Genomic DNA, 22,956 nt, shown 5'->3' on the forward strand with positions numbered 1-22,956 from the left:
CGAACGACCCGCCCCGCCTCGACTCGTCCCGCTCCACGCCCCTCTGAGGTAGCCCCATGCCGTTGTCGCACGACCATATCCGCACCACCGTCGATACTTACCTCGCTCGCCACCCTCACGAGCGCGAGCAGCTCGGCGGCCTCCTGGAAGCCCTCGACCGGACGGGCGATGACATCGCCAGCCGCTCCACTTTCACCGGACACGTCACCTGCGGCGCGATCGTCGTCGACCAGCTCGGCCGCGTCCTACACGTGCTGCACCTGGCGAGCGGGAAGGTCCTCGCCCCCGGCGGACACGCCGAGACCGCCGACGACTCCCTGGCAGCAGCAGCGCTGCGAGAGCTGCACGAGGAGACCGGGATCCCGCCCGAGGCCGTCACGCCGTGGCCCGGCTATGAGGCCGTGCCATTCGACATCGATATTCACGACATCGACGCCCACCCGGGCAAAGGCGAACCCGGCCACGTCCACTTCGACCTCCGGTTCCTCTTTCGCCTGCACTCCGCGACCGAGGCGCCGGTGGTGCTGCAGGAAGAAGAGGTCGGCGGCATCGAGTGGCGGCCCGTGGACAGGGTGACCTCCCCCTCCCTGCGCGAGAAGCTGCTCAAGCTCACCCCGGAGGCCGAACCGGGGACGGCCAACGCCTCCGCCCTGATCTACAACGACCACGGCGAGTACCTGCTCCACCTGCGCGACTACTTCCCCGGCGAGATCTGGGAGCCGGGCATGTGGTCCCTGCTGGGCGGCGGGCGAGAGCCCCAGGACGTCACCCTGGACGACACCGTGCGGCGCGAACTGGCCGAGGAAGCCGGCCTCGACCTCGCCGACCTGACCCCGATCGGCACCGAGTACGCCTCCGACGACGCCGGCGCGACCGTGCCCATCGCCATCTACGCCGGCCGCTGGAACGGCGATCCCCGCGAACTCCGCCTGACGGAAGGGGTGATGCTGGCCTGGTTCGCCCCCGACGACCTCCGCCGTCTTCGTATCGCAGACACCACGAGCAACCTCGTACGGCGCCACGCCAACAGCCTCCCGGCCAGCACTGCGCCGCAGAGCGGGCTCTCCTCGCACGAGGAGCGCCGCCCGGCCTCCCCGCACGGCACGGTCCTCAACGTCATCGGCGTCCACCTCTACCTGGAGCGGCCCGACGGGACGGTGCTCCTCGGGCTGCGCCACCCCGACTCCGCGTTCGCGCCCTCTACCTGGCACGTCCTGGCCGGCCACTGCGAGCGGGAGAACGCCGTCACCTGCCTGATCAGGGAGGCACGGGAGGAGGCCGGCCTGCACATCGAGCGCCAGGACGTCGAACTCGTCCACGTCGTCCACCACATCGACAAGGCCGGGGACCGGCCCCGCATGGGCCTGTTCTTCCGCGCCCGGACCTGGAGCGGCGAGCCGGAACTGCGCGAGCCGGACAAGTGCACCCAGTGGACGTTCTGGGACCCGGCCGCACTCCCCGACGACCTCGTCCCCTACACCCGGGTGGCCATCGAGGGCATCCGCGCCGGCCGCCTCTACTCCGAAACGGGCTGGGCATGAGCACGGCCGCGTCCACGTACCCGGACCTCCCGCCCGAGGAAGTGCGGCAGCTCGCCGAGCAGGCGGTGGGGCGCATCGCCACCTGGACGGACGCCTCCTGGGACCGCGACAGCAGCCGGGTATGGCGGGCCGACGGAGCACAAGAAGGGGTTTGGTACGTCAAGATCCACCAGAACACGCGCTTCCACCACCGCGAGGTGGACGCGTACCGCAGCTGGGTCCCCGGCCTCGGAACATCCGCTCCCACGCTCGTGACCTCCGACAGCGCGTTGCTCGCCGTCGTCATCACCACGGTGCCCGGCCGGCCCTTGGACGGCATCGACCATCCGCCCGAGCAGCAACGGCTCCTCTTCCGTCAGATCGGCGCCCTGGCCGCAGCCATCCACGGCAGCGCGGCACCGCTCTCTGCGGAGGAAGGAATGCCGGCGCTCGCGAAGGTCGAGCGGCACCTGGAAGCAGCCCGCCCCTACTTGCGCCCGGGAGACGAGGTATTCATCCGCCAGATCGTGGCGCGTGCGGAAGCCGTTCCGCCCCTGGACCGCGTGCCGACACACGGGGACTTCCAGCTGCGCAATCTGCTGCTGGACGACGACGGCAGCCTCGCCGTGATCGACTTCGAACGCAGCGAGCCCGGCCCGGCCATCCGCGACCTGGTCCGCCTCGCGGACGCGTGGGCCACCCAGCCGCGCCTCCACGACGCCTTCATGTCCGGCTACGGCCGCCAACTCACCCCCGCCGAAGAAGAACGCTTCGTCGTCGACTCCACGCTCGACGCCCTTTCCGGCATCCAGTACGGCGCCACCCACGCCGACGTGGAAACACAAGAACGCGGCCACCGCACCCTGGCGCGCCTGCGCTCCCAAGGCCGCAACGAACGGAGGCACGCGTGCCTGACGACACCCAGCAGGCGATCCCAGCCGTCCCGAGTCCGGCGACCGGAGACGAACGGCAAGAGCACCACATGCACCTGCTCGGGCGGTACTACCGCCAAGTGGAAGCAGGCCGCAAGACGATCGAAGTGAGGGTGGCCACCTCGCAGAAGCGCGCCGTCGCAGTCGGCGACACGGTCGTCTTCCACGACCGGGACACCGGGCGGGAACTCGACGTCATCGTGCAGCGGATCACCCCGTACCCCTCCTTCGAGGATCTGCTCAGCTCGGAGGACGCCACGCGCATCGACCCGGACGGGCCGCCCGGCGAGCTGCTCGCCAACCTCCGCAGCATCTACCCGCCGGCCAAGGAAGCGCTCGGCGTTCTCGCCCTCGCGTTCGACCACCGCCCTGCCCGGCCCGGCCGCCCGATGCCGATGACGCCCGCGCAGTACGCGCAGACCGTCCCCCACCACACGGTGTACGGCTGCCTCTACATCCGCGACGAGCACGACCGGCCGATCCAGCTCCGCTCGGTCTACGGCTCGAGACTCTGGCAGTTCCCGGGCGGCAACCTCGACACCCCAGGCGAGGACCCGCTGCAGACCGCCCAGCGCGAGGGGGTCGAGGAGACCGGCCTCGAACTCGGTCTGGACACGCCGAAGCTGCTCCTGACGCACTTCCTGCACGCCGGGCCGCGCCTGCCGCTGAACAAGGTGGGGCTCATCTTCGACGGAGGCCGGCTGACCGCCGCCCAACTCGACCGGATCCGCCTCGATCCCGCCGAGCACGACATGTGGGCCGTCCACGACCTCGCCAACTGGCAGGAGCTGATGGCGCCTCGCGCTTTCGCCCGCCTCGACGCCATCGAACGAGCCCGGCGCGGCGAAGGCCCCGCCTACCTGATCACGCACACCTGATCCCTAACACCCCCACCCAGGAGGCAACCGTGCCCGCTGAGGACACCAACACCCGGGCCTGGCAGATCTACGGCCAGCGCCAACTGGCCCGCGCCTACACGCCCCCCATCCCCGACCAGCTCTCCTGGACGTCCTGGGAAAGGGTCGGACCGGGAGCAGAAGTCCTCGGTGGCGTCGCCGGCCGGTGGGTCCTGGACATCGGGTCCGGCGCAGGCCACCACGCCGTCCATCTCGTCCAGGCTCACGGGGCCCGCGTCACCGGCATCGAGCTGTCCCCGACCCCTGCTCATCCCGCACCGCAAACGACGAGGTCAGACGCACCTCAGCCCCCGACAGGAAGCGGAGAACGCCATCCACCGCCGGGCGCGAGCTCGCGTGGAACACGCCCTGTCGCGGCTGAAGAACTGGAAGATCCTGCGGGACTGCCGGCTCAAGGGCAACGGCGTTCACCAGGCCATGCTCGGCATCGCCCGACTCCACAACCTGGCCCTCACCGGATAACCCGCACCCCATACGGGACAACCTCTACGAACTCGTGCACGGTTGGCGGTGAGGCGTCGAGCTCCTGATCGTCGATCATGGTCGTGTGGTGGGGAACTCGTCTCGTGCAGCAATCATCAGCGACCGGAGGATCACGGGCCTGTCGGCCGATGTGATCGCTGAACTCCTCGCCGAGGTAGGACTGTTGTGGCACGAACAGCGCCAGGCAAGGCTCGTGTCCCGGCCCCGGAAGCGGGCCGTGGGCGCCGGCGCGAAACACCAGCTGGTCTTCGTCGACCGGCTCCTGGCCACGCTCGTCTATCTCCGTCACGGGACCACGCACGATGTGTTGGCCTGCTGGTTCGGCGTGGACCGCTCCACCATCACCCGCGCCATCGGCGAGGTGCGCCCCCTGCTCGCCGAAAGGGGAGCACTGTCGGCCCCGGTGTGCGGCTGCGGACCCTCGTCGAGGTCGTCGACTACCTCGGTGCCAGCGGGAAGACGGGCAGATCATCTGATTCGTGGGGCGGGGTGGGCAACGCTCGCGCACCGTGACCGCGCGCCCCAACCCACGACCGCCGCCGGGGCCGGGGCCGGGGCCGGGGCCGGCGGCGGTTCAGTGGAACTGCCCGACCTCGTAGTCCCCGGCCGGCTGCCGGGTGATGACGTTCAGCCGGTTCACCGTGTTCATGAACGAGATCAGGATTACCAGCGCGGTGAGCTGCTCCTCGTCGTAGTGCTCGGCGGCCCGTGCCCACACCTCGTCGCTGACGCCGTCGGCCGCGTCCGCAACCCGGGTCCCCTGCTCCGCCAGCTCCAGCGCGGCACGCTCGGCCTCGGTGAAGACCGTGGCCTCCCGCCACGCCGAGACCAGGTTCAGCCGCACCGAGGTCTCGCCCGCGGCGGCAGCCTCCTTGGTGTGCATGTCGAGGCAGACGGCGCAGCCGTTGATCTGGCTCACCCGCAATGCCACGAGTTCCTGCGTGGTGGCCGACAGCGGTGATTCCTTGAGCTCCCGGCCTGCCGACATGAAGTACTTGAGGGCCTTGCCGGCGGTCGGGCTGGCGAAGTAGTTGAGTCGCGCGTCCATCGTGTGCTCCTCCGTGCTCGTCGGTGTCTTCACCCCCCGAGACGAGACGGCCCGCGCAGGGTGTCCGGAGTGCGTGCTGATCTTGTTCCTGACGACTTGTGGGAGCGGGTTGCTCCGCTGCTGCCGCCCGCTCCCGAACGGCGCCGCCGCCATCCGGGGCGGTTGCGTGTTCCCGGCCGAACTGCACTCGCCGGTGCACTCCTCGGCCAGCAGCGTCGGCACCACGCCCATGGATGTGGAGGATGGCTTCTTCCGCGGGTCGAGCCCGACCCGTGCGGTCGAGAACCAGGGACACGGCGGCGGAGTCCATGACAGCTCCTTCAGGTCAGCGCGAGGGGCGGCGTCGGCGGGAACTGGACGGGTAGGCCGGTCAACGACCGGTGAAATGCGCCGGGACGGTAGGTCAGTTGCTCGGCGGGAAGGGTCAACGCCATCTCGGGCAGGCCGTCGAGGATCTGCTCGATGGCCACCTGGGCGATCAGCGAGGCCAGGGGTTGTGCGGGGCAGAGATAGGGGCCGGCGACCCACGTCAGGTGCGCCCTGCAACACCCCTGCCTCGTGACCGCACTGCGCCCGGGCTCCGACCGCCTCCCGCCTCGCCGTTGGGGAGCCAACCTCCCCTGTTCCATCCTCCAGCGCCTGTCCCGTCCATTGACAGAACGCCACACCAATCCCATCATGGGAGCGCTCCCATGCGCGGATTTCGACCGCCGCCCCGCCTGCGTACGAACACAACGCAACCACGCACCGTCCCCCGTGCCACCGGCGCGGAACGTCCGGCCGACGCGCCGGCACTCCACCCGTCCGGCCGCACGGTCCGGCACCCGCTGCCCCGCCCGTGCCGTCGGACCCCGAGGGAGGACCCACATGCCCTTACCGCAGAGATCCGGCCGGCTGGCCGGTACCGGCCCCCGCCGCCTCGCACGCACCACCGCCGTCCTGGCCGCCGCGCTCGCCCTGCTGTCCCCGCCGAGCGCCGCCGCCGTCGCGTCCGCCGTCGCGCAGGAGGCGCCCGCCGCGGACGTCGGCGTCCGGGTCAACACGCAGGCGTCGCTGGGCCACATGCCCAACACGGCACGCGGCGTCAATGCCGCGATCTGGGACTCGCACATGAACGATCCCGAGGTCGCCGGCCTGATGAAGGCGGCCGATGTCGGGGCGATGCGCTATCCCGGCGGTTCATACGCGGACATCTACCACTGGAAGACACACACGGCACCCGGCGGATACGTCGCCCCCGGCACCGACTTCGACTCCTTCATGGGTACCGTCCGCGCCACCGGCGCCCAGCCGATACTGATCGCCAACTACGGTTCCGGCACACCCGAGGAGGCGGCCGGCTGGGTCCGGTACGCGAACGTCACCAAGGACTACGACGCGCAGTACTGGGAGATCGGCAACGAGATCTACGGCAACGGCCACTACGGCAACGGCTGGGAGCACGACGAGCACGAGGACAAGAGCCCCCGGGAGTACGCCCGTCAGGTCCGCGCCTACGCCAAGGCCATGAAGGCCGTCGACCCGACCATCAAGATCGGCGCGGTCCTCACCACCCCGGGCCAATGGCCGGACGGCGTCGTCGGCGAAGGCGATCCGGGCGACTGGAACCACACCGTGCTCTCCGAAGTCACCGACGTCATCGACTTCGTGAGCGTCCACTGGTACGCGGGCGGCTCCGACACCACCGCCGAGGATGCCATGACCAGGCTGACCAGCCTGCCCGGCGAACTGCGGGAGGTACGCAGCCAGATCGACCGGTACGCGGGCGCCGGCTCACCGCGCCTCGGCATCGCCCTCACCGAAATCAACACCAACACCGGCGGCGCCAGGCTCACCGCCCGACCCAACGGCCTTTTCGCCGCCGACGCGTTCATGACGGCTCTGGAGAACGGCGTCTTCACCGTCGACTGGTGGAACACCCACAACGGCCCGGACCAGATCACCACCGTCGACGGCGAGACCGATTACGGCGACATGGGAATGCTGTCCAGCGGTTCCTGCACCGGTGACGTCTGCGAACCGGCAACGAACACACCGTTCCACCCGTACTACGGCATGAAGATGACCGGCGAACTGGGCACCGCGGGCGACACCCTGGTCGCCACCGCGTCCTCCGCACAGGACGTCTCCGCACACGCCGTGCACCGTCGCGACGGACGTCTGAGCGTCCTGCTCATCAACAAGAACCCGGACGCCGCCCGGACCGTGGGCCTTGAGTACACGGGCTTCACCCCGTCCGCCGCCACCCCCGAGGTCCGCCGCTACGCGCGCGGCGACAGCGACATCACCCACGTCACCGACGGCGGGTCGTCCGCCTCCCGGGTCACCGTGCCGCCGCACGGGATGCTCACCGTCACCCTCACCCCACAAGCCGGCACCGGGCCCGGTGCCTCTGATGCCGAGGCCCCGGGGACCCCGCGACTGGAGGCGGTGACCGACACCACCGCGCGCCTGTCCTGGGAGAGTGCGCGGGGCTCCGCCCGCTACCTGGTCCAGGAACGCGACGGCGCCCACACCTGGCTGGTCGGCGAGACCACCGGCACGTCCGTGACCCTGCGGAACCTGCCCCCGGGCACCACCCACACAGTCAACGTGCTGGCGGCCGACGCCTCGGGACGGCTCTCCGCCCCGTCCACTCCACTGACCTTCACCACCGGCACCCCGCCGGACGCCACCTGCGTGGTGACCTACCACCGCGACACGGGCTGGGGCAACGGATTCGTGGCCACGGTCACCGTCCAGAACCTCTCGGACACCCCGATCACCGGCTGGACCGTGGACTGGGACTGGCCGACCGACCGTCAGTCGGTGACCTCCGGCTGGAACGCCACGTTCCACCAGACCGGCCGGCACGTACGGGTGACCGCTCCCGAGGATGCCGGGCCGCTGGCTCCGAACGGTGGGTCGACGGCCTCGTTCGGCTTCGTCGGCGCCAATGACGGGCCCAACCCGGAACCGACGGTCTTCCGCCTCAACGGCACCGTCTGCTCCAGCGGCTGACGCCCGGCCCGCCCGGGACCAGTGACAGGGTGACCTGCTCCCGGGCGGGCCGGCCGACCCCCATCGTGGCCCAGGCCGGCCCAAGCGCAGCCGAAGCAGTGGCGTAGGTGACCTCAGCCGACACCTCGCAGGTCAGCGTCCGCCGCCGGCGGGAAGGAGACCACGGCTCGGACGCCATCCAGCACAAAACCCCTTCCGCTGCACCCGGATCCACCACTCGACCAGCCTCTGCCCGCCCCGGCCCTGACAGGTGCAGGCCGAGCAAGCGGAACGGCCGGTAAGCCTGTGGGCGCCCGTTTCCCGTTCGCCTGTACGGCCGTCACAGGTGACCTTCGGTGCCGCAAGGTCGATACTGCCGGTAGGAACGCTCCGGCTTACCCGTGTCCGCCCGTCCGAGTTCATTGATGCCCCGTCAGTAGAGTCAGCGTCAGTACCGCCCCGCTTTCGACCGTCACGGACCGTCAAGATCAACAACAGCCGTCACGTGCCCCGACCAGCAAAGGCGCAGGTCGGAGCCGCACTCGCTAAGATCACTGGGAGGTATCGATGAAAATGCTCATCAATGTCGCCGAGACCGTCGTGGCGGACGCGCTGCGTGGCATGGCGGCGGCCCACCCCGAGCTGACGGTCGACGTGGAGAACCGGGTGGTCGTGCGGCGGGACACGCCCGTGGCGGGGAAGGTCGCGCTGGTCTCGGGCGGCGGGTCCGGGCACGAGCCGCTGCACGGCGGGTTCGTCGGGCCCGGGATGCTCTCGGCGGCCTGTCCGGGGGAGGTCTTCACCTCGCCGGTGCCGGACCAGATGCTGCGGGCTGCGGCGGCCGTGGACAGCGGGGCGGGCGTCCTGTTCATCGTGAAGAACTACACCGGCGACGTGCTCAACTTCGACATGGCCGCCGAACTCGCCGAGGACGAGGGCATCCAGATCGCGAAGGTGCTGGTCAACGATGACGTGGCGGTGACCGACAGCCTGTACACGGCCGGGCGGCGCGGTACCGGCGCGACCTTGTTCGTGGAGAAAATCGCGGGCGCCGCGGCCGACGAGGGGCAGCCGCTCGAGCGGGTGGAGTCGATCGGCCGGCAGGTCAACGAGAACTCCCGCAGCTTCGGCGTCGCGCTGAGCGCCTGCACCACCCCGGCCAAGGGCAGCCCCACCTTCGACCTGCCCGCCGGTGAGCTGGAGCTCGGTATCGGCATCCACGGCGAGCCGGGCCGGGAGCGGCGGCCGATGATGACCTCGCGCGAGATCGCCGACTTCGCGGTGCACGCGATCCTGGAGGACATGAGCCCGCGCAACCCCGTGCTGCTGCTGGTCAACGGCATGGGTGCGACCCCGCTGCTGGAGCTGTACGGCTTCAACGCGGAGGTGCACCGGGTGCTCGCCGAGCGAGGCGTGCCCGTCGCCCGCACGCTGGTGGGCAACTACGTCACCTCCCTGGACATGGCGGGCGCCTCGGTCACCCTGTGCCAGATCGACGAGGAACTGCTGCGGCTGTGGGACGCGCCGGTGAGCACACCGGGCCTGCGCTGGGGCAGGTGAGCCGGCGAGCGCATCGACCGTACCTACCACGCAAGGGAGATCCAGTGCTCGACGCCGACTTTTTCCGCCGCTGGATGACGGCGACCGCCGTGTCCGTGGCCCGCGAGGCGGAATGGCTCACCGCCCTCGACTCCCCCATCGGGGACGCCGACCACGGCAGCAATCTTCAGCGCGGGTTCACGGCCGTACGGGCCGCGCTGGAGAAGGAGGACCCGCAGACACCCGGCGCGGTCCTGGTGCTCGCCGGGCGGCAGCTGATCTCGACGGTCGGCGGCGCGTCGGGGCCGCTGTACGGGACGCTGCTGCGACGCACCGGCAAGGCACTCGGGGACGCCGCCGAGGTGAGCGAGAAGCACCTCGCCGATGCGCTGCGGGCCGGGGTGGACGGGGTCATGACGCTGGGCGGGGCCGCACCGGGCGACAAGACCATGATCGACGCGCTGGTCCCCGCGGTGGACGCACTCGGTGACGGCTTCTCGGCTGCCCGGGCCGCCGCCGAGGCGGGCGCCAAGGCGACCACCCCCCTGCTGGCCCGCAAGGGCCGGGCGAGCTATCTGGGCGAGCGCAGCATCGGTCACCAGGACCCGGGGGCCACCTCGTCCGCCCTGCTGATCGCCGCACTTGCCGAATCCGCCGCGGAGGTGGCGTGACATGAGCGGCGAGAAGGCGGTCGGGATCGTACTGGTGTCGCACAGCGCCGAGGTGGCGTCGTCGGTTCTCGAACTGGCGAAGGGACTGGCGGGCGGCGCGGCGGGCGTGCCCGTGGCCGCCGCCGGGGGCCGGGAGGACGGCGGGCTGGGCACCAGTGCCGAACTGGTCGCCGCGGCCGCCGCGGCCGTGGACCAGGGCGCCGGGGTGGCCCTGCTCACCGACCTCGGCAGCGCGGTGCTCACCGTGAAGGCGCTGCTCGCCGAGGGTGACGAACTGCCCGAGAACACACGGCTGCTGGACGCCCCGTTCGTCGAGGGCGCGGTCGCCGCGGTGGTCACGGCGGCGGCGGGAGCCGACCTGGACGCCGTGGAGGCGGCGGCCTCGGAGGCGTACGGCTACCGGAAGGTGTGAGGGGAGGCGGGGGCGGACGGCGCGGTTCGTCCTACCGCGGCGTCGCCTTCCCGCCGTTCACCACAGGCGGGCGGCGCGGTTCGTCCGCCTGCCCCGTCGCCCTCCCGCCGTTCACCACGGGCGGGCGGCGCAGGTCACTCGTCCGCGGGGTCGCCCTCCCCGCCGTCCGCCACAGGCGGCCGACGCCCCGGGGCCTCCGCCGACGGCGTCGCCGTGCCGCTGTTCACCAGTCGGCGTGCCAGCCGTTCGCCGGTGGCGACGGCGGCCGCGTGGTCCTCGATGGCGCCGATCCGGGAGTCCTGGAAGACGATGTAGGTCACGCCGGAGCGGACACCGCCGCCGTGGGGGTCGGCGGGGATGCCCAGGCGCCGGGCGGTGGCGTAGGAGGCCTCGCCGATCACCTCGCGCGGCCCGATGTCGCCGACGACCGCGTACTGCACACGGTCCCGGTAGACGACGGCCGCGACCGATCCCCCGCCCACGCCGTGGGCGCGGTGGTCCCAGATTCGGCTGGGGGCGGGCAGGACCACGTACGGCAGCCGTGCGGCGTCCAGGCGGCGGCCGTCGGACTGCTCGTAGGCGGCGGTCGGGGAGAACTGCGGGTCGGTACGGCGGTTGCAGCGCGCGGTGGGCCGTCCGTCGCAGTCGATGTCCATGTCGGCCTTCCAGAAGACGGCGCCGGGCAGTCCGCACACCGGGACGGTGGCGGGCTGCCCGGCGCCGAGGCGGTAGTGGCCGCGGGAGACCGGCGTGCAGTCACGCACCCTGGCCAGCAGGTCGGCGGCCTGGACACCGTCGTCGCCGTGCGCCGCGGGCTCCCCGCGGGTGCGGTACGCGTACGGCACGGTGGGCGTCGGCAGAGTCGTGAGGGCGAGCAGGGCGGTACTCGCCGCGACGAGCGCCAGCGGCTGGGCACGCACAGTGAGGACCCCTCTCCTCGGGACATGACGGGCATTCACCCCACAGGGGATGAATCGCGGAGCAATCGGTCGCGTGGCCCACGTTAGGGGAACGGGCGACGCATGGCCCGCACCGCCCATCGGGCGGCCGGGGGCCCGGATCCCTACCGGCCCGGCCCCCGGACCGCCCGTGACGACGCGGGAGGCAGCGACGACAGCTGCCCGCGCCACGGCGTGAACTCCCCTGTGGTGACGGGGAGTTCAGCCCGGAAGGAGCCTCAGCATACGTAACGCCCCGGGACTCCCACCAACCCCGGCCCCCTTGATGCGCTCCGGCCAACCCGTCATATTGGTCCGGACCATTGCCCCGCACGGTGTGCGGGGCCGCCCACGCCGCCACTCCTGGGAGGCAGACCCGTGCGATGCGTTCCCGCCCCCGCTTCCCGCCGTCTCCGCGTGCCCGGGCGTGTCGTGGCACTGTGCGGTGCGCTGGTGCTGCTCGCCTCCTGCGGCCGGAACGCCGCGGACGACGGGGAGGGCGGCCGGCTGCCCGGTGCGCCGACCGGCGTCACCGCCGCCGCGGGAAGCGCGACCAGCGTGCACGTGATGTGGAACGCGCTGCCCGCAGCCTCGGACATCGCCGGGTACGAGGTGTACCGCGACGCCACGAAGGTGACGGCCGTACCGGCCCGTGAGCGCATGGTGGACGTCACCCGGCTCAGCCCGTCGACCACGTACGTCTTCACCGTCCGGGCGCGTGGCACCGACGGCCGGCTCGGTCCGCGCAGCCGGCCGGTGCGGGCGAGGACACCGGCCGCCGTCGCGGCCGACCACTCGGCTCCCAGCCGCCCGCTCGACGTGCGCGGCCGGGCGGTGGGCAGCCGGGCCGTCCAACTGTCCTGGTCGCGCTCGACGGACGACCGGGGCGTGGTGTCGTACGACGTCCACCAGGGCGGTACGAAGATCCACAGCGTCGGCGGCAGCCAGACCGCCACCGTGGTCACCGGCCTGCGGCCGGGCACGTCCTACGTGTTCACCGTGCGGGCCCGTGACGCGGCCGACAACCTGTCCTCCGCCAGTGCCGCCGTCCGGCTCACCACCGCGCCGGGCTCCGACGGCGGGCGGGCCACCGCACCGTCGTCCTTCCGCGCCGCGACCCACCAGGCGGACGGGGCGCACTACCTCGACCTGAGCTGGGTCCCGCCGCACACCGACGGTGTGGTGACGCAGTACCAGATCCAGTTGGACGGGCAGCCGGCCACCTCCCTCGTCTGGGGCGGCACGGCGCCCCGCGAGAAGGCCTCGTACAGCTTCTACCTGGGGCGCGAGGCCGGGGTCGGCCACCGGGTGCGGATCCGGGCGATGCTCCCGGACGGCACCTGGGGCGGCTTCTCACCCGAACGGTCGGTGACGACCGGGAAACCGTGAACTCCCGGCCGCGCGACAACTGCAGGGATGCCCCGGGCACCCGACCGGGTGTCGGCCGCTCGGGCGGTGCCCACCCGTACGGCCGCGCCCCGCATGCGGGGGGCGGCCGGGAGACGTTGGCTGGCTCCGAGGCAGCACGGGCGATTCCCCTATCTCCGGCGGCACATGGGATGGTCCGCCGACCGTGCCGCCGGAGGACAGACCCATGCGCCACACTCAGCCACCCTCCCGCTCCATAGCCGTCGCCGTGACGGCTACCGCACTCTCACTCGGTCTCTCCACCGGCGCCGCCCACGCCGCCGGGATATCCGTGACCGCCAACGGCTCGACCGTGACCGTGACGACCAGCGTCTGCAGCCAGGTCAACGGCAGTTGGGGCACGGCCTCGCTGCTCTCCGCCGGCCAGACGAGCTTCACCCAAGGACGCCAGGTGGCGCTCACCGGGACGGCCGGTGGCCAGTCCGCCGCCTGGCAGAGCGTGAGCCCGGGCACCTACACCGTGGCCGTCGTCTGCGCGAACAACATCTCGGCGGGCACTCAGTCCGTCGCCGTCACCGGCGGCCGCGCCACCGCGACGGCTGCGCCCACGTACCGGCAACCGGCCGCGCCCACGTACCGGCAACCGGCCGCGCCCACGTACCGGCAGCCGGCCGCACCTACGTACCGGCAACCGGCCGCGCCGAACGTCGCACCCACCTTCGCGCCGAACGGCGTGCGCACGTACGCGCCGAACGCCGTGCCCACGGTGGTGCCGACTCGCGGTGTGCTGGGCGGCCTGGGCGGGGGCGTCAAGGACTACGGCACCGTCACGCTCGCGACCGGCGGGACCCTGGTCGGGGCGGCGATGGTCGCCACCGGGTGGGTGCTGCGGCGCCGTTCGAAGGCCCACCGGTACTGACGGCCTGCCGCAGCCGCACCACTACCGGCCGCCCCTCCGAGTCACACCCGTACCGACCACCCCGCCGGGCCCGACCGACCTCATTCCGGGCCCCGGCCGGGCCATTCGGCTTCGCCGCCGGGCGATTCCGTTACGCCGCCGGGCGATCCCGGGTCCCCACCGGGCAATTCCACGCCCCCGCCCGGCGATTCCGAGTCCTGACCGGACCGTTCCGTCTGTTCGCCGGGCAGTTCGGTGAACTCCTCCAGCGCATGGCGCAGCCACTGCGTCCAGAAGGTCTCCAGGTCGACACCGCCCCGCAGGACCAGATGCCGCAGCCGGTCCTCCGGACTGTCCTTGCCGGGCGGGAAGTCACGCTCCTCGATCTCCCGGTACTCCGCCAACTGCCGCTCATGCAACTCCAGATGGCGCTCCAGGTCGGCCCGGAGGCCCGCGGTGCCCACCACGGCCGCGGCACGCAGCCGCAGCAGCAGGGCGTCGCGGTACGGCTTCGGATCCTGGGAGGTGGCGGTCCAGCGGGCCAGTTCCGCGCGGCCCGCGGGCAGCACCTCGTAGTCCTTCTTCTGCCCGCGGGCCGGTTCCTTCGCCGGCAGGCCGCGGATCAGGCCGGCGGCCTCCAGTCGTCCCAGCTCGCGATAGATCTGCTGATGCGTCGCCGACCAGAAGTAGCCGATGGACTTGTCGAAGCGGCGCGTCAGCTCGAGCCCCGACGACGGCTTTTCGAGCAGCGCGGTGAGGATCGCGTGCGGAAGTGACATGGGGATCATCCTAGGGACGGGCCGCCCACACGCCCGGCCCCGCGAGAGCGCCGCCGGTGGTCTCCTACAGGGCCGCCGCCAGTTCCGTGCCCTGTTTGACGGCACGCTTGGCGTCGAGTTCGGCGGCCTCGTCCGCGCCGCCGATCAGACGCGGGCGGCGCCCGGCGGCGACCAGTTCCTCGTACAGGTCGCGCCGGGGCTCTTGTCCGGTGCACAGCACGATCGTGTCGACCTCCAGGACCGTGCTCGCGCCGCCGACGGTGATGTGCAGGCCCTGGTCGTCGATCCGGTCGTAGCGCACGCCGGGCACCATGGTGACCCCGCGGTGCCTGAGTTCGGTGCGGTGGATCCAGCCGGTCGTGGTGCCCAGTGCGGCGCCGACCTTGGTGGTGCTGCGCTGGAGCAGGTGCACCGTGCGCGGCGGCGCGGGCCGCCGCGGCGCGGTGAGTCCGCCGGGCTCGCGCTGGTCCATGTCGACTCCCCAGAGCCGGAAGTACGCCGCCGGGTCCTCGCTCGCCCCGTCACCGCCGTCGGTGAGGTACTCGGCCACGTCGAAGCCGATGCCGCCGGCGCCGAGGATCGCCACCTTCTCGCCGACAGCCGCGCCGTCGCGCAGTACGTCGAGGTAGCCGAGGACGCTCGGGTGGCCGACGCCGGGGATGTCGGGGGTGCGCGGAGTGACGCCGGTGGCGACGACGGTCTCGTCGTAGTCCGCGAGGTCGCCGGCGCTCACCCGCGTGTTCAGCCGTACGTCCACGCCGTGCGCGGCGAGTTGGTGGCGGAAGTAGCGCAGCGTCTCGCCGAACTCCTGCTTGCCGGGGACCTTGCGGGCCACGTTGAGCTGTCCGCCGATCTCGTCCGCCGCGTCGAACAGGGTGACCTGGTGGCCGCGTTCGGCGGCCGAGACCGCGCAGGCGAGCCCGGCCGGTCCGGCGCCGACGACCGCGACCCGCTTGCGCCGCCGGGTCGGGGACAGGACCAGTTCGGTCTCGTGGCAGGCGCGCGGGTTGACCAGGCAGGAGGTGATCTGCCCGCTGAAGGTGTGGTCGAGGCAGGCCTGGTTGCAGCCGATGCAGGTGTTGATGGCCTCGGGGCGGCCGGCGGCGGCCTTGGCGACGAAGTCCGGGTCGGCGAGCATCGGGCGGGCCACGGACACCATGTCGGCGTACCCGTCGGCAAGCAACTGCTCGGCGACCTCGGGCGTGTTGATGCGGTTGGTGGTGACGAGGGGGACGGAGACCCGGCCCATCAGCCTCTTGGTGGCGAACGCGTAGGCGCCGCGCGGTACGGAGGTGGCGATGGTGGGGATGCGGGCCTCGTGCCAGCCGATGCCGGTGTTGATGAGGGTCGCCCCGGCCGTCTCGACCGCCTTGGCGAGGGCGACGACCTCGTCCAGGGTCGAGCCGTCGGGCACCAGGTCCAGCATCGACAGCCGGTAGATGATGATGAAGTCCTCGCCGACGGCCTCGCGCACCCGGCGCACGATCTCGACCGGGAAGCGCGTCCGGTTCTCGTAGGAGCCGCCCCAGCGGTCGGTGCGGTGGTTGGTCCGCGCGGCGACGAACTCGTTGACCAGGTAGCCCTCGGAGCCCATGATCTCGACGCCGTCGTAGCCGGCCAGGCGGGCGAGGAGGGCGGTGCGCGTGTAGTCGTCGATGGTCCGCTCGATGTCGGCGTCGGTGAGTTCGCGGGGCACGAACCGGCTGATGGGGGCCTTGAGGGGGCTGGGCGCGACCAAGTCGCGATGGTAGGCGTAGCGGCCGAAGTGCAGGATCTGGAGGGCGATCCTGCCGCCCTCGCGATGCACGGCGGCGGTGACGGTCGCGTGCCGCTCGGCCTCCTGCTCGGTGGTGAGCTTGGCGCCGCCCTCGTAGGGCCGCCCCTCCTCGTTCGGGGCGATGCCGCCGGTGACGATGAGCCCCACTCCGCCGCGGGCGCGGGCCGCGTAGAACTCCGCCATCCGCTCGAAGCCTCGGTCGGCCTCCTCGAGGCCGACGTGCATCGAGCCCATGAGGACGCGGTTGGGCAGCGTGGTGAAGCCCAGGTCGAGCGGGCGCAGCAGATGCGGGTAACGGCCCATGTCTGTAGTTGTAGAGGACCCCGGGCCGTTTATGCAACTAGTTGCATAAACGGCCCGGGGTCCTCTCGGTGCCCGCCGTCAGCGGCTCTCCAGACGGACGTGGAGTTCGCGCTCCTGGTCACCGGAGGCCATGCTCTGGTCCTCGACGGTGAACAGGGAGCCCAGGGTGGTGCGGAAACGGTCGATCGCCCAGTAGCCGCCCTGCACGTCGGCCGTGACGGACGCGTCGAGCCGGGTGGGCCCGCAGTCCGCCCCATGCTCCTCGGCCACGTCGAACGTGCCGAGCCACACGGTCGGGCGCACCTCGTGGTAGTCCCGGGGCACGTCGTCCGCGCACCGGTCGGAGGAGAAGCAGGCACACAGGACGTCGAACACGGTCCGGGCGTCTTCCTTGGTGCATCCGCTCAGCTCCACCGAGACGGATTCGGGGTGCTCCGACTCGCTCGCCATCGCGATCACTCCTCTCGTGGCCTGGGTACCGCACAAAGTTCCCTTCGCGCGGCGCTCCACTCGCACAATCCAGCAAAGCACCGTTTTCCGGCGGAGCACCACCGCCGCCGGTCTGCTCGCCTTCACCCGGGAGGCACCGGTCCTGCGACCGGCACGGTGCGAAGGAGCCTCTGCGGTGATCGAGGTGTTCTCGGACGTGCTGCGGACCGGCCGAGTGCGGTCAGTGCCTGGTTCCTGTCACCACGTGGGCGCTGAGGTCTTCCGACACGGCGAGCTGGGCGGTCAGGCCGGCCCGGGTGAAGGCGGCCAGGGCCTGCGGGGTCTGGTGTTCGCTGGTCTCGACCAGGAGGCAGCCGCCGGGCGCGAGCCAGGTGGGGGCCATGGTGGTGACGCGGCGCAGGATGTCGAGGCCGTCGGGGCCGCCGTCCAGGGCGACCAGCGGCTCGTGGTCGCGGGCCTCGGGCGGCAGCAGGCCGACCTCGCCCGTGGGGACGTAGGGCACATTGGCGGCCAGTATGTCGACGCGGCCCCGCAGACTGCCGGGGAGCGCGTCGAACAGGTCACCCTCGTGCACCGCGCCGCCCCTGGGGACGATGTTGCGCCGGGCGCAGCGCACCGCGGCCGGGTCGATGTCGGCGGCGTGCAGTTCGGCCGGGCCGAGCGCCTCGGCCAGTGCCGCGCCCACCGCGCCCGAGCCGCAGCACAGGTCCACGACGACGGCCGCCTCCGGGGACCGGGCCACCGCCTGGTCGACCAGGAACTCGGTACGGCGCCGCGGGACGAAGACGCCCGGTTCCACCACGACCCGCAGACCGTGGAACCCGGCCCAGCCGAGGACCTGTTCGAGGGGGAGGCCGGCGACGCGCCGCTCCACCAGGGCGGCGATCTCCCGTGGCGTGCGGGCGCCGGCGAGGATCAGTTCCGCCTCCTCCTCGGCGAACACGCAGCCGGCGGCGCGCAGCTGGGCGACCACCCCGGCGCGCGGGGGCACAGAAGCGGAAGAGGATGAAGCGGAGAGGGGAGGGATTACGGGCATGGAACGCGGGGACCTTTCGGGAGCCGAAGGGCGCTCCCGCGGTCACCTACCGACGGTGATCCGCGCCGTTACGAGGGGAGAGCACCCGACCTGACACAGCGGTAATGGGTCTCACCTCCTCGGCTTCCTGCGACCGGGACCCTCCGCGGCCGCAGGCCACCCTACCCCAACGCTCGGCCGCCGCCCCCTTCTCCATCCGTCAGTTGTACTATGCAACCGGAAGAGCAGGGGAGGCATTCGGTGACCGCAGCGACAGAACCGGACGAGCGCGGCGTCACGCGGCGGGCGCCGGCCGCGGAGACGGCCGTGGAGACCATCCACCGCGAGATGACGGTCTTCGCCCGCCGGGCCCGGGCCTCGGCGGGACGCATGCACCCCGAGCTGTCGCTGGTGTCGTACACGCTGCTCGGGCATCTGGAGGAGAGCGGCGGCTGCCGGGCCACCGACCTGGCCGCGCACTACGCGCTGGACAAGTCCACCGTCAGCCGCCAGGTGTCCGCCCTGGAGCGCGCCGGCCTCGTCGAGCGCCGTACCGACCCCGGCGACCACCGGGTCCAGGTGCTCCATCTGACGGCCGCCGGGCGGCGGATCCTCGCCCGGGTCACCGAGAGCCGCCGCGCGGCCTTCCACGAGCGCCTGGCGGGCTGGGCGGAGGACGATCTCGAACGGTTCGCGGGCTATCTCACCCGCTACAACGCCTGGCCCGGCCGGGACGAGGACGGCACCTGACGCACCCGGGGCCGCCGTGCGCCGCGTCCGGATCGAACACCTCCGCTGACGGCGGCCCGCACCGAGGCCGTAGCGTGTGGCCTCCACGCTCTCTTCAGTCTCTTCGCGAAGGCGGTTGTTGATGGCCCTGTTCGACCTTCCCCTCGACGAGCTCCGCGAGTACCGCAGTTCGTCCGTCGAGCCCGAGGACTTCGACGCCTTCTGGTCCAAGACGCTCCAGGAGGCCCGCGAGCACGACCTGGACGCCCGGTTCGACCTGGTGGACACGGGACTGGCGACGGTGAAGGTGTACGACGTGACCTTCGCCGGCTTCGGCGGGCACCCGGTCAAGGGCTGGCTGACGCTGCCCGCGCGGGTCGACGCGCCGCTGCCTCTGGTCGTGGAGTTCGTCGGCTACGGCGGCGGGCGCGGCCTGCCGCACGAACATCTGCTGTGGGCGTCGACGGGCCGCGCGCACTTCGTGATGGACACGCGCGGGCAGGGCAGCGCCTGGGGCGGCGGTGGCGGCACTTCCGACCCGGTCGGCGGCACGCCGGCGTACCCCGGCTTCATGACCCGCGGTCTGGACGCGCCGGAGAACTACTACTACCGCCGGGTGTTCACCGACGCGGTGCGGGCGATAGAGGCGGCCCGCGCGCACCCGCTGACCGACGCGGGCCGGACCGCGGCGATCGGCGCGAGCCAGGGCGGCGGCATCACGATCGCGGTGGGAGGTCTGGTGCCGGACCTGGTCGCGATCGCGCCGGACGTGCCGTTCCTGTGCGACTTCCCGCGCGGGACGACGCTGACCGACCGTCACCCGTACCGCGAGATAGGCCTCTACCTGAAGACCCACCGCGGCCGCACCGAGGACGCCCTGCGCACGCTGTCGTACTTCGACGGCGTGCACTTCGCCACCCGGGGCCGCGCGCCCGCGCTCTTCTCGGTGGCCCTGGAGGACCAGACCTGCCCGCCCTCCACGGTGTTCGCCGCGTTCAACGCCTGGGCGCACCAGGACAAGCAGATCGAGGTGTACGACTTCAACGACCACGAGGGCGGCGGCCCCTACCAGGAGGCGGCCCAGCTCCGCTGGCTCCGGTCGTACGCCTGACGCCCCGGAACATCCCTGCCATGCCCGCGGGCCCGGCAGCCGCGTGGACGGCTGCCGGGCCCGCGGTGTTCCCGCTCCAGGCATGGGGGCGGGCCACTTGACGGGGACGAGGCCGACCGCGGTGCCGAGGTGACCGCTGGACGAACGGTGGGCCGGCTGCCGGACCTGGCGGCGAAGCTTTCCCCCACGCCCGCGAGCCGGGTGGTATCGTGGTGTCAGCACTCGTGTACGCCCCGTTGTGGGCGCCGGTGCGGTTCTTCATCAGCTCACCGGGTCGACGCGTCTGTCGCGGTCGACGCGATCTGCTTCTCCTCGCCTTCTCCCTGAGCGGCGCTCCGCCCTCCCGGGCAGCCCGCCGCCGGCCGAGGTGGTGTCTTCCGCCGTCGGAGGCCGTGCTCCACGCCTCCCCGTCGCGGCTTCCGCTTCCCCCCGCACATCCCGTGCCGTCCGTCCGCGAAAGGACCTCCCTCATATGACCACCACACTCGAACGCCCCGTCGCACCGCGGCAGACGTCCGCGGCCCCCCAGTCCGTCACCGGTGTCCTGGACATCGACGCGACCGGCAAGGGACATCTGCGCGGCGCGGACCTCCTGCCCACCCCCTCCGACCCGCGCGTCTCCCCCGCGCTGATCCGCCGCCACGGCCTGCGCAAGGGCGACGCCGTCGCAGGCCTGCTCGGGCAGCAGCACGTCGTCACCGAGATCACGGACATCGGCGGCCGCTCGCCGGACGAGGCCCTGTCCCGGCGCCGCTTCCACGACCTCACTCCGCTGCACCCGCGCGAGCGGCTGCGCCTGGAACACCCCGCCGCCGGGCTCACCGGCCGTGTCGCCGACCTGATCGCGCCCGTCGGCAAGGGGCAGCGCGGTCTCGTCGTGGCACCGCCCAAGACCGGCAAGACCGTGCTGATCCAGCAGATCGCCGCCGCCGTCGCGGGCAACCACCCCGAGTGCCGGCTGATGGTGGTGCTGCTCGACGAACGCCCGGAGGAGGTCACCGACATGCGCCGCCGCGTGCACGGCGAGGTCTACGCCTCCACCTTCGACCGGTCCCCGAAGCAGCACATCGCGCTCGCCGAACTCGTCGTCGAACGGGCCAAACGGCTCGTCGAGGCCGGTGAGGACGTGGTCGTCCTCCTCGACTCGCTCACCCGGCTGTGCCGGGCCCACAACAACGCGGCCGCGGCGGGCGGCCGCACCCTCAGCGGCGGTGTCGACGCGAGCGCGCTCCTGGGGCCCAAGCGGCTCTTCGGGGCGGCGCGGACGGCCGAGGAGGGCGGCTCGCTCACCATCCTCGCCACCGCGCTGGTGGAGACCGGATCCCGCGCCGACGACTTCTTCTTCGAGGAGCTGAAGAGCACCGGCAACATGGAGCTGCGACTCAGTCGCGAACTCGCCTCCCGCCGCGTCTTCCCGGCCGTCGACCTCGACCCCTCGGGCACCCGACGTGAGGAACTCCTCTTCAGCCCGGCCGAGTTGACGGCCGTTCGCGGTCTGCGGCGGGCCCTGCGCAGCCGCGAGGGCAGGACCGGCGTGGAGACGCTGCTGGAGCGGCTGCGCGACACGCCCGACAACGCCACGTTCCTGCGCCGCGTCCGGCCAACCCTGCCCACTGGCTGAGCCACGGCCGCCGGCCGGGCATCCGACGCACCCTCAGCACCGCGCCCGCTGTGCCCCCGTCGGGGTGCGCGCTAGGACATCCGGGTGCTCGCGGACCCCGTTCGGCTCTGGGCAGCGTCCCGCCTGCACCATTTTGTCCCTACGTTTGCGATATGAAGATCAGATTTTCCAAGCGCACCACCGTATCGGCCTGTGCGCTCTGCGCGGCGAGTCTGCTGGCGGTGACCTCCCCGGTCGCGGTCGCCGGCGCGGCCGCCGGGGCCCGTGGAGCGATAGTGCAGCCGAGGGCGACGGTGCCGCAGCCGGGCCTGCTGGACGACGAGGGCACCCAGGTCCGGCTCCGCGACGGGGCGCCCGACCTTCCGGCCGTCTCCGGGCTGTCCTGGGTGGTGGCCGACGCCGCGTCGGGCGAGGTGCTGGCCGCGCACGACGCGCACCGCAGGCTGCCGCCCGCGAGCACTCTCAAGACGCTGTTCGCCCTGACCGTGATGCCGTCCTTCCCCGCGGGCATCCAGCACACCGTCAGCGCCAAGGAGCTGACGGGCATCGGCGAGGGCAGCAGCCTGGTGGGGGTTGTCGAGGGGCACACGTACCAGGTGGCCGACCTGTGGCGCGGGGTGTTCCTCAACTCCGGCAACGACGCCGTGCACGTGCTCGCCGCGCTCAACGGCGGCTGGGAGCAGACAGCCCGGCAGATGGAGGCCAAGGCCCGCTCCCTGGGAGCCCTGGACACCACGGTCGTCTCCCCCGACGGCTACGACGCCGACGGGCAGGACTCCTCGGCGTACGACCTGGCCGTGTTCGGGCGGGCCGGACTGCGCAACCCGGACTTCGCGCGGTACTGCTCCACCGCGCACGCCGCCTTCCCCGGCAACGACGGCACGTTCCAGATCGCCAACACAAACCGCCTGCTGACCGGTGCCAACGGGGTGGAGCCGTATCCGGGTCTGATCGGCATCAAGAACGGCTACACCACCAACGCGGGCAACACACTCGTCGCCGCGGCCCACCGGGACGGGCGCACCGTCCTGGTGACGTTGATGAACCCTCAGGAGGGCAACGTCTACGAGGAGGCGCGCGCGCTGCTGGACTGGGGATTCGACGCCGCCGGCCACGTCGATCCGGTGGGTTCGCTCGACGCCCTGCGGCCCGTCTCGCACGAGGCGACGGCGGAAGCGAAGTCCGGGACGAAGCCAGGAGCGAAGCCCGGTACGAAGCCGGGAGCGGCAGTCGTCGCGTCCGCCGGTGCGCCTCGCCCGGAGGAGTCGGACTGGCCGGGGGCGGGGACCATCGCGGGCGCCGCCGGTCTGGGCGCGGGGGCCCTCCTGATCGGCCTGCGGTTCCGGCGCAGGCGCGCCTCGCGCGTCTGACCTGCCGACGACCCGGGCACGGTCCGCGGACGTCGGCGTCGCCCCCGGAGGCCGTCGCGGCCCGGACCGCGGCGGACGCCGACCGGGCCGGGACGC

General features: G+C 72.2%; 20 protein-coding genes and 3 pseudogenes. 15 read left to right on the forward strand and 8 right to left on the reverse strand.

All coding sequences use genetic code 11. From position 1 onward, the window contains the following. Positions 1–56: 56 nt before the first annotated feature. The 4 genes and pseudogenes from OIE49_RS04765 to OIE49_RS04780 form a co-directional block, all read left to right on the forward strand. Positions 57–1,541, forward strand: coding sequence for an NUDIX domain-containing protein (locus OIE49_RS04765; protein ID WP_326801215.1), 1,485 nt, complete (start codon positions 57–59; stop codon positions 1,539–1,541). After that, on the forward strand, positions 1,538–2,563 hold the full coding sequence (locus OIE49_RS04770; protein ID WP_326801216.1) for a phosphotransferase enzyme family protein: 1,026 nt from the start codon (positions 1,538–1,540) through the stop codon (positions 2,561–2,563). The genes OIE49_RS04765 and OIE49_RS04770 overlap by 4 nt, the downstream gene beginning before the upstream one ends. A gap of 2 nt (positions 2,564–2,565) precedes the next feature. Next, positions 2,566–3,330 carry an NUDIX domain-containing protein gene (locus tag OIE49_RS04775; protein WP_326801217.1) on the forward strand — a complete coding sequence of 255 codons (765 nt, stop codon included), beginning with the start codon at positions 2,566–2,568 and terminating at the stop codon, positions 3,328–3,330. 282 nt (positions 3,331–3,612) lie between these two features. Beyond that, positions 3,613–3,831: pseudogene (locus tag OIE49_RS04780) on the forward strand (transposase family protein); the annotation flags it as partial. On the opposite strand, the gene OIE49_RS04785 reads toward OIE49_RS04780, so the two are convergent. Continuing rightward, the gene (locus OIE49_RS04785) at positions 3,821–4,141 is read right to left on the reverse strand and encodes a hypothetical protein (RefSeq protein WP_326801218.1); all 321 of its coding nucleotides are present in this window, start codon (positions 4,139–4,141) and stop codon (positions 3,821–3,823) included. The pseudogene OIE49_RS04780 and the gene OIE49_RS04785 overlap by 11 nt on opposite strands. Here OIE49_RS04785 and OIE49_RS04790 point away from each other — a divergent pair. Further along, positions 4,115–4,180 (forward strand): annotated as a pseudogene (locus OIE49_RS04790) (transposase family protein); the annotation flags it as partial. The gene OIE49_RS04785 and the pseudogene OIE49_RS04790 sit on opposite strands and share 27 nt — an antisense overlap. A 246-nt stretch (positions 4,181–4,426) precedes the next feature. On the opposite strand, the gene OIE49_RS04795 reads toward OIE49_RS04790, so the two are convergent. Together OIE49_RS04795 and OIE49_RS04805 are read right to left on the reverse strand one after the other, a co-directional pair. Then, positions 4,427–4,900, reverse strand: coding sequence for a carboxymuconolactone decarboxylase family protein (locus tag OIE49_RS04795; protein WP_100572579.1), 474 nt, complete (start codon positions 4,898–4,900; stop codon positions 4,427–4,429). Between the two features lie 320 nt (positions 4,901–5,220). Beyond that, a complete protein-coding gene (locus OIE49_RS04805; RefSeq protein ID WP_326801219.1) occupies positions 5,221–5,370 on the reverse strand; it encodes a hypothetical protein in 150 nt (49 codons plus the stop codon). 397 nt (positions 5,371–5,767) lie between these two features. Here OIE49_RS04805 and OIE49_RS04810 point away from each other — a divergent pair, with 397 nt between their 5' ends. From OIE49_RS04810 to OIE49_RS04825, 4 genes are all read left to right on the forward strand, one after another. Continuing rightward, positions 5,768–7,900 carry a cellulose binding domain-containing protein gene (locus tag OIE49_RS04810; protein ID WP_326801220.1) on the forward strand — a complete coding sequence of 711 codons (2,133 nt, stop codon included), beginning with the start codon at positions 5,768–5,770 and terminating at the stop codon, positions 7,898–7,900. A gap of 546 nt (positions 7,901–8,446) precedes the next feature. After that, positions 8,447–9,439 carry a dihydroxyacetone kinase subunit DhaK gene (gene dhaK, locus OIE49_RS04815; RefSeq protein WP_326801221.1) on the forward strand — a complete coding sequence of 331 codons (993 nt, stop codon included), beginning with the start codon at positions 8,447–8,449 and terminating at the stop codon, positions 9,437–9,439. A gap of 44 nt (positions 9,440–9,483) precedes the next feature. Continuing rightward, complete coding sequence (dhaL, locus tag OIE49_RS04820; RefSeq protein ID WP_326801222.1) at positions 9,484–10,089, forward strand: dihydroxyacetone kinase subunit DhaL; 606 nt, start codon at positions 9,484–9,486, stop codon at positions 10,087–10,089. A 1-nt stretch (position 10,090) separates the two neighbouring features. Beyond that, positions 10,091–10,501 carry a PTS-dependent dihydroxyacetone kinase phosphotransferase subunit DhaM gene (locus OIE49_RS04825; RefSeq protein ID WP_326801223.1) on the forward strand — a complete coding sequence of 137 codons (411 nt, stop codon included), beginning with the start codon at positions 10,091–10,093 and terminating at the stop codon, positions 10,499–10,501. A 134-nt stretch (positions 10,502–10,635) separates the two neighbouring features. Here the strand turns inward: OIE49_RS04825 and OIE49_RS04830 are convergent, their stop codons facing one another. Then, positions 10,636–11,421, reverse strand: a complete 786-nt coding sequence (locus OIE49_RS04830) for a glycoside hydrolase family 75 protein (RefSeq protein ID WP_326801224.1) — start codon at positions 11,419–11,421, stop codon at positions 10,636–10,638. A gap of 435 nt (positions 11,422–11,856) precedes the next feature. On the opposite strand from OIE49_RS04830, the gene OIE49_RS04835 reads away from it, so the two are divergent. After that, a complete protein-coding gene (locus OIE49_RS04835; RefSeq protein WP_326801225.1) occupies positions 11,857–12,828 on the forward strand; it encodes a fibronectin type III domain-containing protein in 972 nt (323 codons plus the stop codon). A gap of 205 nt (positions 12,829–13,033) precedes the next feature. Further along, complete coding sequence (locus OIE49_RS04840; protein WP_326801226.1) at positions 13,034–13,726, forward strand: hypothetical protein; 693 nt, start codon at positions 13,034–13,036, stop codon at positions 13,724–13,726. A 215-nt stretch (positions 13,727–13,941) separates the two neighbouring features. On the opposite strand, the pseudogene OIE49_RS04845 reads toward OIE49_RS04840, so the two are convergent. From OIE49_RS04845 to OIE49_RS04860, 4 genes and pseudogenes are all read right to left on the reverse strand, one after another. Beyond that, positions 13,942–14,484 (reverse strand): annotated as a pseudogene (locus OIE49_RS04845) (PadR family transcriptional regulator); the annotation flags it as partial. Between the two features lie 64 nt (positions 14,485–14,548). Further along, complete coding sequence (locus tag OIE49_RS04850) at positions 14,549–16,564, reverse strand: NADPH-dependent 2,4-dienoyl-CoA reductase (RefSeq protein ID WP_326801227.1); 2,016 nt, start codon at positions 16,562–16,564, stop codon at positions 14,549–14,551. Between the two features lie 78 nt (positions 16,565–16,642). Then, entirely contained in the window at positions 16,643–17,014 is a 372-nt protein-coding gene (locus OIE49_RS04855; protein ID WP_326801228.1) for a hypothetical protein, read from the reverse strand. A gap of 220 nt (positions 17,015–17,234) precedes the next feature. Next, positions 17,235–18,050 carry a putative protein N(5)-glutamine methyltransferase gene (locus OIE49_RS04860; RefSeq protein ID WP_326801229.1) on the reverse strand — a complete coding sequence of 272 codons (816 nt, stop codon included), beginning with the start codon at positions 18,048–18,050 and terminating at the stop codon, positions 17,235–17,237. 240 nt (positions 18,051–18,290) lie between these two features. Here OIE49_RS04860 and OIE49_RS04865 point away from each other — a divergent pair, with 240 nt between their 5' ends. The 4 genes from OIE49_RS04865 (at position 18,291) to OIE49_RS04880 (ending at position 22,860) form a co-directional block, all read left to right on the forward strand. Continuing rightward, positions 18,291–18,779 (forward strand): MarR family winged helix-turn-helix transcriptional regulator, encoded by a 489-nt coding sequence (locus OIE49_RS04865; RefSeq protein ID WP_401738196.1) that lies wholly within the window; start codon positions 18,291–18,293, stop codon positions 18,777–18,779. 121 nt (positions 18,780–18,900) lie between these two features. Next, the gene (locus OIE49_RS04870; protein ID WP_326801230.1) at positions 18,901–19,869 is read left to right on the forward strand and encodes an acetylxylan esterase; all 969 of its coding nucleotides are present in this window, start codon (positions 18,901–18,903) and stop codon (positions 19,867–19,869) included. Positions 19,870–20,341: 472 nt separating this feature from the next. Next, positions 20,342–21,490: a transcription termination factor Rho gene (rho, locus tag OIE49_RS04875; RefSeq protein ID WP_326801231.1), complete on the forward strand. Its 1,149-nt coding sequence runs from the start codon at positions 20,342–20,344 to the stop codon at positions 21,488–21,490. 152 nt (positions 21,491–21,642) lie between these two features. Then, complete coding sequence (locus OIE49_RS04880) at positions 21,643–22,860, forward strand: D-alanyl-D-alanine carboxypeptidase family protein (RefSeq protein ID WP_326801232.1); 1,218 nt, start codon at positions 21,643–21,645, stop codon at positions 22,858–22,860. The last annotated feature ends 96 nt before the right edge of the window (positions 22,861–22,956 follow it).

Origin of the sequence: Streptomyces sp. NBC_01788, from assembly GCF_035917575.1 — a bacterium.
In the GTDB taxonomy this organism is placed as follows: Bacteria; Actinomycetota; Actinomycetes; order Streptomycetales; family Streptomycetaceae; genus Streptomyces.